General features: G+C 74.1%; 13 protein-coding genes. 9 read left to right on the top strand and 4 right to left on the bottom strand.

Features of this window, described 5'->3' with window-relative positions; genetic code table 11:
• Positions 1-72 precede the first annotated feature (72 nt).
• Positions 73-1617 carry an FMN-binding glutamate synthase family protein gene (locus AA75_RS43815; protein ID WP_033826150.1) on the bottom strand — a complete coding sequence of 515 codons (1545 nt, stop codon included), beginning with the start codon at positions 1615-1617 and terminating at the stop codon, positions 73-75.
• 242 nt (positions 1618-1859) lie between these two features.
• Complete coding sequence (locus AA75_RS43820; RefSeq protein ID WP_033826172.1) at positions 1860-2591, bottom strand: SDR family oxidoreductase; 732 nt, start codon at positions 2589-2591, stop codon at positions 1860-1862.
• Positions 2592-2686: 95 nt separating this feature from the next.
• Between AA75_RS43820 and AA75_RS43825 the strand changes: the two genes are divergently transcribed.
• On the top strand, positions 2687-3535 hold the full coding sequence (locus AA75_RS43825) for a LysR family transcriptional regulator (protein WP_033826151.1): 849 nt from the start codon (positions 2687-2689) through the stop codon (positions 3533-3535).
• Between the two features lie 20 nt (positions 3536-3555).
• On the opposite strand, the gene AA75_RS43830 is transcribed toward AA75_RS43825, so the two are convergent.
• A complete protein-coding gene (locus AA75_RS43830) occupies positions 3556-4131 on the bottom strand; it encodes a dihydrofolate reductase family protein (RefSeq protein WP_033826152.1) in 576 nt (191 codons plus the stop codon).
• A gap of 193 nt (positions 4132-4324) precedes the next feature.
• Between AA75_RS43830 and AA75_RS43835 the strand changes: the two genes are divergently transcribed.
• The 7 genes from AA75_RS43835 to AA75_RS43865 all read left to right on the top strand — a co-directional run bounded on the left by AA75_RS43835 (position 4325) and on the right by AA75_RS43865 (position 11546).
• Entirely contained in the window at positions 4325-5023 is a 699-nt protein-coding gene (locus AA75_RS43835) for a response regulator transcription factor (RefSeq protein ID WP_033826153.1), read from the top strand.
• Positions 5020-6591, top strand: coding sequence for a HAMP domain-containing sensor histidine kinase (locus AA75_RS43840; RefSeq protein ID WP_051814453.1), 1572 nt, complete (start codon positions 5020-5022; stop codon positions 6589-6591). The genes AA75_RS43835 and AA75_RS43840 overlap by 4 nt, the downstream gene beginning before the upstream one ends.
• A 149-nt stretch (positions 6592-6740) precedes the next feature.
• Complete coding sequence (locus tag AA75_RS43845) at positions 6741-8582, top strand: S8 family serine peptidase (protein WP_233289464.1); 1842 nt, start codon at positions 6741-6743, stop codon at positions 8580-8582.
• Positions 8583-8718: 136 nt separating this feature from the next.
• Entirely contained in the window at positions 8719-9354 is a 636-nt protein-coding gene (thpR, locus tag AA75_RS43850) for an RNA 2',3'-cyclic phosphodiesterase (RefSeq protein ID WP_051814455.1), read from the top strand.
• Between the two features lie 31 nt (positions 9355-9385).
• Entirely contained in the window at positions 9386-10192 is an 807-nt protein-coding gene (locus AA75_RS43855) for a thioesterase family protein (protein WP_233289465.1), read from the top strand.
• 54 nt (positions 10193-10246) lie between these two features.
• The gene (locus AA75_RS43860) at positions 10247-10735 is read left to right on the top strand and encodes an SRPBCC family protein (RefSeq protein WP_033826154.1); all 489 of its coding nucleotides are present in this window, start codon (positions 10247-10249) and stop codon (positions 10733-10735) included.
• Positions 10736-10808: 73 nt separating this feature from the next.
• Positions 10809-11546, top strand: coding sequence for a VOC family protein (locus AA75_RS43865; protein ID WP_033826155.1), 738 nt, complete (start codon positions 10809-10811; stop codon positions 11544-11546).
• Positions 11547-11610: 64 nt separating this feature from the next.
• Here AA75_RS43865 and AA75_RS43870 read toward each other — a convergent pair whose 3' ends face one another.
• Positions 11611-11982, bottom strand: coding sequence for a hypothetical protein (locus tag AA75_RS43870; protein ID WP_033826156.1), 372 nt, complete (start codon positions 11980-11982; stop codon positions 11611-11613).
• A gap of 303 nt (positions 11983-12285) precedes the next feature.
• Here AA75_RS43870 and AA75_RS50645 point away from each other — a divergent pair.
• A partial coding sequence (locus AA75_RS50645) for a hypothetical protein (protein WP_033826157.1) occupies positions 12286-13267 on the top strand: 982 nt, incomplete at its 3' end.

The following is a 13267-nucleotide window of genomic DNA, read 5'->3' on the forward strand; positions in this document are numbered from 1 at the left end:
GGGCGGCGTCGAGCCGTCCCGGCCCCGAACCACGCGGCGACGGCCCGGACCGGGACCGTCGCCGCCGACGCGTCAGAGGACCGGCCTCCCGGCGGCGTCCGGTGCGGCGGTCAGCAGCGCGGTGATCCCGTCGGCGAGGTGCGGGCCGAGCCGGCCCCAGCCGTCCTTGTAGCCGTAGACGCCGGCCAGCGTGCGGGCCTCGTAGTCGCCGTTCATGATCTCGATGTCGTCGGGCGTGATGAGGGCCGGGTGGGCGACGCCGAGGGCACCGGAGACCTTGATCAGCTCCTTGCGCAGGGCCCGCAGGTAGACGGCCGCCCGGGTGGACTTGGACGTCGGGTCGACGCCGCGGGCCAGCCACGGGTTCTGGGTCGCGATGCCGGTGGGGCACTTGTCGGTGTGGCACTTCTGCGCCTGGATGCACCCGATGGACAGCATCGCCTCACGCGCCACGTTGACCATGTCCGCGCCCAGGGCGAAGGCGACCGCGGCGTTCTCCGGCAGGCCGAGCTTGCCGGAGCCGATGAAGGTCAGGTCGTCGGTCAGCCCCAGCTCGGCGAAGGTGCCGTAGACCCGGGAGAAGCCCATCCGGAACGGCAGGGACACCGAGTCGGTGAAGATCAGCGGTGCCGCGCCGGTGCCGCCTTCGCCGCCGTCGACGGTCACGAAGTCGACACCGCGGTCGCCGCGGGCCATCTGGGTGGCCAGCTCCTGCCAGAAGCCCATCTCGCCGACCGCGCTCTTGATCCCGACCGGCACACCGGTCTCGGTGGCGAGCAGCTCGACGAAGTCCAGCATCGAGTCGACGTCGCCGAACGCGGAGTGCCGCGACGGGGAGGCGCAGTCCTTGCCCACCGGGATGCCGCGGATCGCGGCGATCTCCGGGGTCACCTTCGCCCCCGGCAGCATCCCGCCCAGCCCCGGCTTGGCGCCCTGGGAGAGCTTGATCTCGATCGCCTTGACCGGGGCGCCGGCGACCACGTCCTTGAGCTTGTCGAGGTTGAAACTGCCGTCCTCGTTGCGGCAGCCGAAGTACGCCGTCCCGAGCTGGAGGACGAGGTCGCCGCCGTTGCGGTGGTACGGCGACAGACCGCCCTCGCCGGTGTTGTGCATCGTGCCGGCGAGCGCCGCGCCCTTGTTGAGCGCGGTGATGGCCGCGCCGGAGAGCGAGCCGAAGCTCATCGCGGAGATGTTCACCACGCTCGCCGGCCGGAACGCCTTGGCGCGCCCGCGCGGCCCGCCCAGCACCTTGGCCGACGGCAGGGGTGCCTGCGGGTCGTGGGCGTCGGGCAGCGCGCCGGCGAAGGTGCGCTGCTTCAGGTAGGCGTGCCCCTGCACGTGCTCGACGTCGACGTCGGTGCCGAACCCGAAGTAGCTGTTCTCCTCCTTCGCCGACGCGTAGATCCAGGTGCGCTGGTCACGGCTGAACGGGCGCTCCTCGTCGTTGGAGGTCACGATGTACTGCCGCAGCTCCGGCCCGATCGTCTCCAGCAGGTACCGGGCGTGCCCGACCACCGGGAAGTTGCGGAGCAGCGCGTGCCTCTTCTGGAGGAGGTCGCGGGCGGCCAGGAGCGCCACCGCTGTTGCGGCGGCCGCGCCGATCTTCCGGGCGTGCATGAACGTTCCTCCTCGATGCACGGCTCGATCACCGTGTGGTGGAGCCGTTGTGTCGTGTGGGGCACCCGACGGCGGGCACCCGGCCTTGTGGGCCGCGGCGTCCGTCGAGGAATGCGGAACGATAGTAGGAGCCCGCCCGTCCGGGCCTGCGGCCAGGGGGCCGCCGAGGGGTGGGCCGCCGGACGCTCCCGCACCGGCGGCCCACCCCTCCGCACGTCACAGCCGCTCGTCACCGACCCACGTCACCAGGCCACTTCGCCGGCGTCGGCGAAGAACCCACCGGTCGGGCCGTCGTCGGGCAGGGTCGCGAGCCGGACGGCGATCGCCGCGCCCTGCTCGGGGGTGCGCACGCCGCGGAAGCCGTTGAGATCGGTCGCGACGTAGCCGGGGCAGCCCAGGTTGATCAGGATGCCGGTACCGCTCAGCTCCCGGGCGTACTGGAGGGTGACGGCGTTCAGGAAGGTCTTCGACGGCGCGTACGCCACGGCCACCGGGCCGGCCGTCCGCTCGGCATCCGGCCCGGACTGGCGGGTGAGCGAGCCGACGCTGCTGGACATGTTGACGATCCGGGGCGAGCGGGAGCGGCGCAGCAACGGCAGCATCGCGTTGGTGACGCGCACGACGCCGACCACGTTGGTCTCCATCACCGTCCGGAGGGTGGCGGGGTCGACCCGGCTGGGCTCCTGCGGCGCGCCGCCGGCGATGGCCGCGTTGTTGACGAGCACGTCCAGCCGCCCGGCCCGGTCCTCGATCAGCCGGGCCGCGGCGGCGACGCCCACCTCGTCGGTCACGTCCAGCGGCACGCCGAACGCGTCGACGCCGGCTGCGCGCAGCCGCTCCACCGCGGCCGTCCGGCGTCCGTCGTCGCGGGCGCCGACGCCCACGCTCCAGCCGAGGGCGCCCAGGCCCGCGGCGATCTCGTACCCGATGCCCTTGTTCGCGCCGGTGACCAGCGCAATCGTTCGTTCGCTCATGGGCACCATGCTGGCCCGGCCCCCGGTCGGGGGTCCAAGACCGATCCGGTGGGCATCGATACCCTCCGGGTATGAATCCGGGGTAGCGTGGCCGGATGGAGACCCGGGAACTGCGCTACTTCGTCACCGTCGCCGAAGAACTGCACTTCGGGCGGGCCGCGCAGCGGCTCGGGATCGCCCAGCCACCCCTGTCGCGCGCCGTCCAGCAGCTCGAACGCCGGCTCGGGGCGGCGCTGTTGGACCGGACCAGCCGCACCGTCACCCTCACCGAGGCCGGTGCCGTGCTGCTGGCCGAGGGCCGGGCCGCGCTCGACGCCGTAGCCGCGGCCGAACGCCGGACCCGCCGCGCCGCCGCCTCCACGACCGGCCGGCCCGCCCTGGTCCTGGTCACCAAGGCCGGCGCGTCCAACGAACTGCTGGCGAAGCTGCTCGCCGCGTACGCCGCCGAACCCGGCGCCGTCCCGGTCGACGTCATCCTGTCCGGCCCCGCCGAGCAGGCCCGCCTCCTGCGCGAGGGCCGGGCCGATGTGGCCCTGCTGCACCGGCCGTTCGACCCGACCGACGGGTTCGACACCGAGGAACTCGGCACCGAGGGCCAGATCGCCGTCCTGCCGGCCGGACACCCGCTCACCGCCCGCGCCGAGGTCCGGCTGGCCGATCTCGCGGCACTGCCCGGCCTGCCGCTGCCCCGCTGGCCCGACCCCGACGGCGGCTACCCGCCCGGCCCCGGCCCGAAGGTCCGCGACCACGCGCAACTGCTGCAGCTGGTCGCGCTCGGCCGCGCCTGCGCCCTGTCACCGGAGTCCTGCCGCACCAACCTGCACGACGGCCTCGCCGCCGTCCCGGTGACCGACGCCCCACCGGTCACCACCGTCATCGCCTGGCCGCCGCACAGCCGCTCCCGCGCCGTCGCCGACCTCGTCCGCACCGCCACCCGCCTGTAGCGAGCCGCCCTCGTCGCTGCCTACCGCGCCGCCCGACGCGCCACGCGGTAGCGGAGGCAGACGACCCGGGAGTCGAAGGTCCGGGTCTCGACGAGATCGAGGTCCACCCGGCGCTCGGCCCGCGGGAAGAACGGGACGCCACCGCCGACCATCACCGGGTGGACCCGCGGCCGGTACTCGTCGATCAGACCCGCCGCGGCCGCCTCGGCGGCGAGAGCCGCGCCCCCGATCGCGATGTCGCCGTCCTTAGGCTCGGCCCGCAGCCGCTCGATCTCCTGCGCCAGACCGCCGGAGAGCAGGCGGGCATTGCCCTGCACCGACCGCAGCGTGGTCGAGAACACCACCTTCGGCAGCGGATTCCACACCGCCGCCCACTCCAGCATCGGAGCGGAGAGCGACGGATCCTGCTCGGCCGTCTCCCAGTACAGCATCGTCTCGTACAGCCGCCGCCCCATCAGATGCACACCGACCTGCCGGATCTCGTCCGTGACGAAACGGAAAACCTCGTCGTCGGGCGCCGTCCAGTCGAAGCCGCCGTCCGGCCCGACGATGTAGCCGTCGAGGGAGACACCCATCGAGTAGGTCACGCTGCGCATCCGAACTCCTCCGCCGGGAACAGCTCCGACCCTACGGCCGCCGACCGCCGCGGCAGCCGCTACGGCGCGCCCGAACCCGGCGCCGACGGCGCGGTGACGCCCTGTGACACGGCTCAGACGTGATCCACACGGGCCGCACACACACCGGTGCCACGCTCCGGGCATGCTGATCCACCGGGAGAGGGGAGCGGGAATGGCACGCGTGATGCTGGTCGAGGACGACGACGGGCTGCGGGAGGCGCTGCGCCTGGCACTGGTCGGGCTGGGCCACGAGGTCGCGGTGGCGGCGGACGGCCCGGCCGGACTGGCGGCACTGGCCGCGCCGTCGGCGCCGGCCGCGGAGTGCGTGGTGCTGGACGTGATGCTGCCGGGCATCGACGGGTTCGAGGTGTGCCGGGAGGTCCGCCGGCTCGGACGGCTCCCGATCATCATGCTCACCGCGCGTTCGGAGCCGATCGACATCGTCGCCGGACTGGAGTGCGGCGCCGACGACTACGTGGCCAAGCCGGTCGAGCCACGGGTGCTGGACGCCCGGATCAAGGCGGTGCTGCGCCGGGCGGTCCCGGTCGAGCGGGAGAACGGCGCGGACGGCACGGTCGACCTGGGCCCGGTCCGGGTGGACACCCGGGCGATGACCGTCACCAAGGGCGGCGCACCCGTGGAGCTGACCCCGACCGAACTGCGGCTGCTGCTGGAGTTCGTGACCAACCCGGGCCAGGTGCTGACCCGGCAGGTCCTGCTGGACCGGGTCTGGGACTACGGGTACCTGGGGGACTCGCGGATCGTGGACGCCTGCGTGTGGCGGCTGAGGGCGAAGACCGAGGACGATCCGGCCCGTCCCAGGCTGATCGCCACGGTCCGGGGCGTCGGCTACCGGCTGGACCTGCCGTGAGGCGCCGCACGCCGAAAGGCGGTGCACCGGCCGCCGACGGCCGTCTCGGACTGCGCGGCCGGATCGCGGTGGGCGTCCTGCTCGCCCTGCTGCTGTCCTCGGTCGCACTCTCGGCGCTCTCCTACGGGGCCGAACGGGCAAGGATCGAAAGCGACTTCCGGGCCCGGATGCTGTCCGGTGCGCTCTCCGACCTCACCTCGGCGGCCAACACGGTCCGCACCGGTGACGGCCCGAACGCCGTGGTCCTGACCTTCCAGGCGCTGGCGGTACGGAAGTTCAACACCTTCACGGTCTTCGCCCTGACGCCGGAGGGGACCGTCGCGCCCGACGACCCGTCCGGCCCGTCCGAGCCGCCCGAGGTGTGGCCCGGGCCGAGGCCGACCCTGATCACGGACGCGAGTACCGCCCAGATCACCGCGACCCCGGTCGCCGACTTCCTCACCGCCGACCTCCGGCACCAGGCACTGAGCGAACGGGACCTGGTGGTTCGGCGCCTCCCGGGCACCGACTGGCTCGCCGTCGGCGCGGTGGTCGGGCAGCAGGGGCCCGACGACCACTACCCGGGGCAGCCGGTGCTGGCGGTCGAGTACCACTCCCTGGCGGCGGTGGACCAGCAGGCCGCCTTGTACCTGCGCGGTCTTCTGCTGGTGACGGGGATGACCGTCCTGGTGGGTGTGGTGTTCGCCTGGCTGGTGGCCGGGCGGGTCCAGCGGCCGGTCCGGGCGGCGGGCGCGGCGGCGCGGGCCTTCGGGGACGGGGACTTCTCGGTCCGCCTGCCGGTCCGCGGGCGGGACGAACTCGCTTCGCTCAGCCGCGAGTTCAACGGCATGGCGGACCGGCTCGCCGAGGCTGTCGGGCAGCTCACCGCACACGAGGCGCGCCACCGCCGCTTCGTCGCCGACGTCAGCCACGAACTGCGCACCCCGACCGCCTCGCTGCTCGCCGCCGCCACCGCACTGGAAAACCCGGGTACCCGGGACGAGGCGGTCCGGCTGGTCGCTCCGCAGCTGCGCCGGCTGTCGGTGCTGACCGAGGACCTGCTGGAGATCTCCCGGATGGACGCGGGTGAGGCACATCTCGACCGCCGGCCGGTGGACCTGGCGTACCTGGCGGCCGACGTCCTCGCCCACTGCGCGGACCCGGACGCGGTCACGCTGGAGCGGTCCGGGGAGAGTGTCGTAGCGGTGGACGCGAGGAGGCTGCACGGGGTGCTCTCCAACCTGGTCGGCAACGCGCTGCGGCACGGCGCCGCGCCGGTGCGGGTGACGGTGGACGGTACGGCGGCGGCGGTCACCATCAGGGTGGCCGACGCGGGGCCCGGCGTGCCCGCGGAGCTGCGGGGGCGGATCTTCGACCGCTTCGTGCGCGGCGACACGGCCCGCTCCGGCGGGCCGGGCCACGGGCTGGGGCTGTCGATCGCGCGGGAGAACGCCCGGCTGCACGGCGCCGACCTGGAGTTGGCGGCGGGGGACACCGCGGGGCTGGCCACGGGCGGTCCCGGGGAGCCGGAGGCGGGCGGCGCGGTGTTCGTCCTGCGGGTGCCGAAGGTACCGGCCGACACGGAGTGACGGTGCGTCGGCCCGGCCCGCATCCGGGAGCAAGGGATACGGGCCGGGCCGTGCACAGGCTCGGTCAAGAAGGTGAAAAGAACTTGTAACGTTCGACCCCTTCCCCTCCTGAGGCTGGATCTGACACATTGCGCCCACCCTTACTTGTCATGGGCGCGACCGGAGTGGTCCGCGCCACCTGGTCCTCGGAGGACGACGACTTGTTCTCGCTCATATCCAGCCGGCTGACCCGCTCGGCCGTCGCCGTCGCCGTCGCCGCCCTCGGCACGGCCGCGGCCCTGATCGCCCCCACGGGCGCGGCCGCGGCCGCACAGCCCGCCGCCGCCCAGGCGGCCCCCGCACCGGCCGCCGCCTGGGCGGCCGGCACCCGGGCCTACCTGGTCATCACCGCGCCGGGTGACACCTCCGCCGTCCGCACGGCCGTCGCCGGCAATGGCGGTTCGGTCTTCGCCTCCTACGACGCGATCGGCGTGATCGTCGCCCACTCGGCCTCCGCCACCTTCGCCGCGACCCTCCGTCAGGTCGCCGGTGTCCAGCAGGTGGGAGCGACCCGCACCTCCGACGTGCCGGCCGACGCCTACAACCCGGCGCTGCCCGCCAACCCGGCCCAGGCCGCCACCACCCTGACCGAGACCAACCGCTGGGACATGACCCGGATCAAGGCCGACCAGGCCTGGGCCGTCACCACCGGCTCGGCCGCCGTCAAGGTCGGCGTCCTGGACACCGGCGTCGACGACCAGCACCAGGACCTGGCGCCCAACTTCGACGCCGCCGACTCCGCCTCCTGCGCGTACGGCAAGGCCGACACCCGGACCGGCGCCTGGCGGGACGTGGACACCCACGGCACCCACGTCGCGGGCACCATCGCGGCGGCGAAGAACGGCAAGGGCGTCGTCGGCGTCGCGCCGGGCGTGAAGATCGCCTCGGTCCGGATCGCCGAGCCGGGCACCACGCTGTTCTTCGCGGAGAACACCGTGTGCGGGTTCATGTGGGCCGGCGACCACGGCTTCAAGGTGACCAACAACAGCTACTACACCGACCCGTGGCAGTTCAACTGCCCCGACAACGTCGACCAGGCCGCCATCATCGAGGGCGTCCGGCGGGCCGAGGCGTACGCCGAGGGCAAGGGCTCGCTCCAGGTCGCCGCCGCGGGCAACTCCAACTACGACCTGGCCAACAAGACCACCGACTCGGCGAGCCCCAACGACTCGACCCCCGGCACCCGCACCATCACCAACGCCTGCATCGACATCCCGACCGAACTCCCCGGCGTGGTCACGGTCGCGGCGATGGGCAACGGCAACGTCAAGGCCTCCTACTCCAACTTCGGGCGCACCGTCATCGACGTCGCCGCGCCCGGCGGCGACGGCGCCGACGGCGTGTACTCCACCCTCCCGGGCGGCAAGTACGGCACCAAGAGCGGCACCTCGATGGCGTCCCCGCACGTCACCGGCGTCGCCGCACTGATCGCCAGCACCAACCCCACGCTCACCCCGGCCGACATCCGGGCCAGGCTCGCCGCCGACGCCACCGACACGCCCTGCCCGTCCGACAGCCGCTGCACCGGCACCACGGCCAACAACGCCTTCTTCGGCGACGGCCAGGTCGACGCGCTGAAGGCGGTCGGCGGCACCACCCCGCCCGCCGGCCCGTACTTCGAGAACCTCACCGACGTCGCCGTCACCGACAACGCCACCGTGGAGAGCCCGATCACCGTCACCGGTGTGACCGGCAACGCCCCCGCCGCCCTCAAAGTCGGCGTGGACATCAAGCACACCTACCGCGGTGACCTGGTGGTCTCACTGGTCGCCCCCGACGGCACCGTCTACCTGCTCGAGGACTTCCCCGACAGCGACAGCGCCGACAACGTCATCAAGACCTACACGGTCAACGCCTCCTCCGAGGCCGCCAACGGCACCTGGAAGCTGAGGGTCCGCGACATCGCGGCCCAGGACACCGGCAAGATCGACGCCTGGAACCTCACCTTCTGACCCCTCCGACCCTTCCGAACCGTCCCCTCCTGCCCACCAGCACCGCCCGCCCCGCCCGGGCGCGGGCGGGCCGGGCGCGGCGGGAGAGGGCGGTGGGAGGGGGCGGCGGAGTGCGGTGGGGTGCTAGAAATCCCTGGTGGACGATCATCCTGGACCCCCGACCGTGCGCGTCTTCGTGGCGCTGGCCCCGCCCGACGACGCCAAGGACGAGCTGGCGCGGGCCCTGCAGCCGATGTACACCGGGCATCCGCAGCTGCGGTGGAACCGGATCGAGGACTGGCACATCACCCTGGCCTTCCTCGGCGAACTGCCGTCCGCGGCAGTGCCGCTGCTGCGAGCGGTGCTGGCCCGCCGGGCGGCGTCGTACCCCGCGCTGCAGCTGGGCCTGCGGGGCGGCGGCCACTTCGACGGCCGGCTGCTGTGGAGCGGGATCGACGGCGACCTGGAGGGGCTGCACCTGCTCGCCGCCGACGTCCGCGACCTGGTCAGGTCCTGCGGCATCGAGTTCAGGGACCGCCCGCTGCGCCCGCACCTGACCCTGGCGCGGTCCCGCCGTGACGATCCCGTCGGCGTGCCGCAGGCCGCGGCCGCACTGACCGGGTTCGTGGGCCGGCCGTGGCGCACCGAGCAGCTGCACCTCGTCGGCAGCAACATCGGCCGCGGCCCGGGGCCGATCCGCTACCGCGACATCGAGGCGTGGAGGCTGGGCGCCGGCCACGGTGCCGGCCCCGGCCGGGAGGAACCCGGGACAGCTATGGCTACCGGCGAGTAGCCTGCTGCTGGCGACCGACGGGAGACAGACGATGACCGGGACCATCAGCGGGGCCGAGGCGTTCTTCGAGCAGCTCTCGCAGGAGCGGTTCGCCCCGACCGGGTACACCCGGGGGCCGTGGGACGCGGACAGCCAGCACGCCGGGCCGCCCGCCGCCCTGCTGGGCCGGGCGGTGCTGCTGCGCCCGGGCGCCCGGGAGGACCTGCGGGTGGCCCGGATGACCTTCGAGATCCTGCGGCCGGTGCCGCTGCAGCCGCTGACCGTGGCCACCCGGGTCCTGCGGGCGGGGCGCAGCGTGGAGCTGGTGGAGGTCTCGCTGGCCGTGGACGGCGGCACCGAGGTGATGCGGGCGACCGCGCTGAGCATCCGTACGGCTCCCGGCTCGGTGCCGGAGGTCGCGCGGGAGCCCGAGGTGGCACCGGTCGGGCGGTCCCGCCCGGCACCGTTCTTCGCGGTGCCCTGGGAGCAGGGCTACCACAGCGCCATGGAGTTCCGGTTCGCGGCCGGGTCCTTCCTGGAGCGGGGGCCGGCCGCCTGCTGGATGCGGATGCGGGTGCCGCTGGTGGCGGGGGAGAAGACCGACCCGCTGGACCGGGTGCTGGTCGCGGCGGACTCCATCAACGGGGTCAGCAACGAACTCGACTTCACCTCGCACCTGTTCGTCAACCCGGACCTGACGGTGAACCTGCACCGCCACCCCGTCGGCGAATGGGTCTGCATCGATGCCCGGACCGCCGTCGCCCCGGACGGGATCGGCGCGGCGGAGGCCGGACTCCACGACGAGCGGGGCCCGATCGGCCGCGCCGCGCAGAGCCTGTTCGTCGCCGCCCGCGGCTGACGGCACCCGGGCCCGGCCGGGTCGGCCGGGCGTCCCTTCGTGAGGAAGCAGCCGATGTCACGTCAGTTCGAGATCGAGGAGTCCATCCTGGTCGACGCCGCTCCCGAGGTGCTCTACGGGCTGGTGTCGGACCTGCGGGCGATGGGCCGGTGGAGTCCGGAGTGCCGCCGGGTCTGGCTGGCGGGGCCGGCCGCCCGGCCCGGCACCCGGTTCGTCGGGTTCAACCGGCGGGGCCCGTTCGTGTGGTTCACCACGGGCCGGGTGACGGTGGCCGACCCGGGCGCCGAGTTCACCTTCGACGTGGGCGTGTTCGGCCTGCCGATCGCGCGCTGGCGGTACCGGTTCGAGCCCGAGGGCACCGGCACCCGGGTCACCGAGTCCTGGCAGGACCTGCGAACCGGCCGCGGCGCCCGGGCGGCGGAACTGCTGGGCCTGGTCTTCGCCGGCACCGGCCCCGAACGCCGGATCGAGGTCAACCGTGCCGGCATCCGCACCACCCTGGCCCGGCTGGCCACGGCCGCGGCGGGCGCCCGGCCTGCCTGACCTGTGCCCAGGCAGCGTGGGTGCGCCTGCGATCGGAGTTCCGGATCCTCCGGCAGCTTCTAGGATCTTCGTCATGGCAACGCGACTTGTACAGATCAACATGAAGGCCCAGGACGACACCGCGCTCGGCCGGTTCTGGGCGCAGGCACTCGGGTGGGGTGTCGACAGCGAGGGGCCGGGCGTGACCAACCTCGAGCCCGTGGGGCTCGCCTACCCCGACCCCGCCGCCGTCTGCATCGACCTCATCGCCCGCCCGGAACCCAAGACGGGCAAGAACCGGGTGCACCTCGACCTGGCCACCACCTCGCCCGCCCACCAGGCGGAGCTGGTCGCGCGGCTGAAGGACCTCGGTGCGACGCTCGCCGACGTGGGCCAGGGTGACGTGCCGTGGACGGTGATGGCCGACCCGGAGGGCAACGAGTTCTGCGTCCTGGAGCCCCGCCAGGTCTACGGGGACACCGGGCCGATCGCCGCCGTGGTGGTCGACTGCGCCGACCCGCGGGCGATGGCCCGGTTCTGGGACGGGGCGATGGACTGGACGCTGCACGAGGTCGCCGACGACCACGCGACCCTGCGGTCCGCCGCGGGTGTCGGCCCCTACCTCGAATTCGTCCGCACCCCCGACACCAAGAGCGGATGGAACCGCGTCCACCTCGACGTCGCTCCCTACCGCGGTGACGATCCGGCAGCGGAGGAGGCCCGGCTGCTTGCGCTGGGCGCCACCGATTCCGGTGTCGACCGGTCCGAGATCTCCTGGGTGGTCCTCGCCGACCCGGAGGGCAACGAGTTCTGCCTGCTCAGCCCGCGCTGACCCCAGGGCAACGGCCCCCGCCGCCCGGCGGGGGCCGGGTCGGCGCCATCCGGCTGGGGCCGGGTCAGGCGGACATCCCGAAGGCCCCGCCGACGGGCTGCGGCGGCAGGGTGAGGAGCAGGGCCGAATAGGCGCGGTCGGCGCAGTTCCGGCACCAGGTGTAGCGGTCCCGGAAGGCGGCCGGGTAATCGCCGGCGTCCTGGGCCAGCACGTCGGCGCAGCCGCCGGGCACGCGGGAGTACACCGCCAGCTGCTCCACGACCGCCTGGCACACCGCCTCCGGGCTCGGCCGGTCGGCTGGCCTGAGCGGCGAGAAGTACAGGGCCTGGGCCCAGATCCGGACGATCTGCTCGTGCAGGCCGCGGCAGGGCCGGTCCCCGCCGACCGCGAGGAGGGGGAGCGGGGAGGCGGTCCGCGGTGCGGTCGGAGTCGTCATGGCTGCCTACTTCGGGTCGGGGGCGGACGCTGCCGCCCAGGCGGTTCGACCGGTCGGCGGCCCCAGGAGCCGCCCGCCCCGCGGCGCCCGTGGCCGGGTGCGTCCGGGCCCTGTAGCGGACGGCACGGCCCTCGAGCGCCGGTGGAGCCGGAGCCGCCCGCGCCGGGCGACCGGCTCCGAGGCCGTGGCGGGCACCCCCGGCCGCCCCGCGCACCGGGTGTCCGAGGCCTCCCGTACGCTCGGGCGACACCCCGGAATCCGGAGCGGCCGGTGCCCGGCCGGTCCCTTCGACGAGAGAACACCGTGGATCGATCCGACGACGAGCGCGCCGACTTCGCCCGCCTCGACGCCCTGCTGACGGAGCTGCACCCGCGCCACGGCGCCACGCGCCGCGCCGCGCCGCCCGCCGCCGACGTACCCCGCAGGCTGGCCGCCCTGTGGCAGGGCATCGGCGTCAGCGAAGTGACCGTGGCGCCGGGCGCCCGGACCAGCACGGGCACGGCCGAGAGCCGGCAAATCATGGCCGAGGTCTTCGAGGAGTGGTTCGACGACGCCGAGCGCCGCGACCGCTGGGGCGTGGAACCGGACGACCACGGCCCGGCCTGGGCACGGCTGGGGCCGCGGTTCCGGGTGCTGGCCGCCCGCGGACCGCGCAGCGAACTGGCGGCGGTGCTGGACGAGGTAGCGGTCACCGACGAGTCGGCCGGCGACGACGATCCGCCGGTGGTCGTGGTGCGGAGCGACGGCCGGCCGGTCCACCGCTGGCACGGCAGCGCGGTGGAGTGGCAGATCCGGCAGATCCTGCAGCGGGCCGCGCTGCACCGCTCGGCGCGCTTCGATCCGCGCTGCGGGCTCACCGGCGAGCCCGTCCTCCCGTCCGTCTATCCCTGGCTGGAGGTGCTCGGCGACGGAGTCTGGCGGCTGGGCGAACCCGGACTCGCACGTCAGGACGTCCGCCCCGCACTGCCCGACCTGCTGATCTTCCGCTCGCCGGCCCACTACTTCGCCCTCGCCCGGAGCGTCGACGACGCGACACTGGCGCGCCTGCACCCGCCGGGCCCCGGCCGACTGATCGTCACCGCGGCGGCGCTCGACCTCGACGGGACGGACGTCCGCCGAGTGCCCCGCGACCGCCGGGCGCCGTTCGACCGGACGGTGGAGGCGATCGCCCGGATCGGCGGCGCGGACGTGTGGGTCGAGAGCCTCGGCGACCAGGCCGTCCTGCACTGCGACCCGCGGCACCGGACGGCGATAGGCCAGGAACTGACCCGGCTCGGCGGGCGCG

It is taken from the genome of Kitasatospora sp. MBT63 (genome assembly GCF_000710465.2).
Classification (GTDB): Bacteria; Actinomycetota; Actinomycetes; order Streptomycetales; family Streptomycetaceae; genus Kitasatospora.

Coding starts and splice junctions, on each gene's coding strand:
- AA75_RS43815 (WP_033826150.1), bottom strand. CDS start 1,617: ATGCACGCCCGGAAGATCGGCGCGGCCGCCGCAACAGCGGTGGCGCTC.
- AA75_RS43820 (WP_033826172.1), bottom strand. CDS start 2,591: ATGAGCGAACGAACGATTGCGCTGGTCACCGGCGCGAACAAGGGCATC.
- AA75_RS43825 (WP_033826151.1), top strand. CDS start 2,687: ATGGAGACCCGGGAACTGCGCTACTTCGTCACCGTCGCCGAAGAACTG.
- AA75_RS43830 (WP_033826152.1), bottom strand. CDS start 4,131: ATGCGCAGCGTGACCTACTCGATGGGTGTCTCCCTCGACGGCTACATC.
- AA75_RS43835 (WP_033826153.1), top strand. CDS start 4,325: ATGGCACGCGTGATGCTGGTCGAGGACGACGACGGGCTGCGGGAGGCG.
- AA75_RS43845 (WP_233289464.1), top strand. CDS start 6,741: ATGGGCGCGACCGGAGTGGTCCGCGCCACCTGGTCCTCGGAGGACGAC.
- AA75_RS43855 (WP_233289465.1), top strand. CDS start 9,386: ATGACCGGGACCATCAGCGGGGCCGAGGCGTTCTTCGAGCAGCTCTCG.
- AA75_RS43860 (WP_033826154.1), top strand. CDS start 10,247: ATGTCACGTCAGTTCGAGATCGAGGAGTCCATCCTGGTCGACGCCGCT.
- AA75_RS43865 (WP_033826155.1), top strand. CDS start 10,809: ATGGCAACGCGACTTGTACAGATCAACATGAAGGCCCAGGACGACACC.
- AA75_RS43870 (WP_033826156.1), bottom strand. CDS start 11,982: ATGACGACTCCGACCGCACCGCGGACCGCCTCCCCGCTCCCCCTCCTC.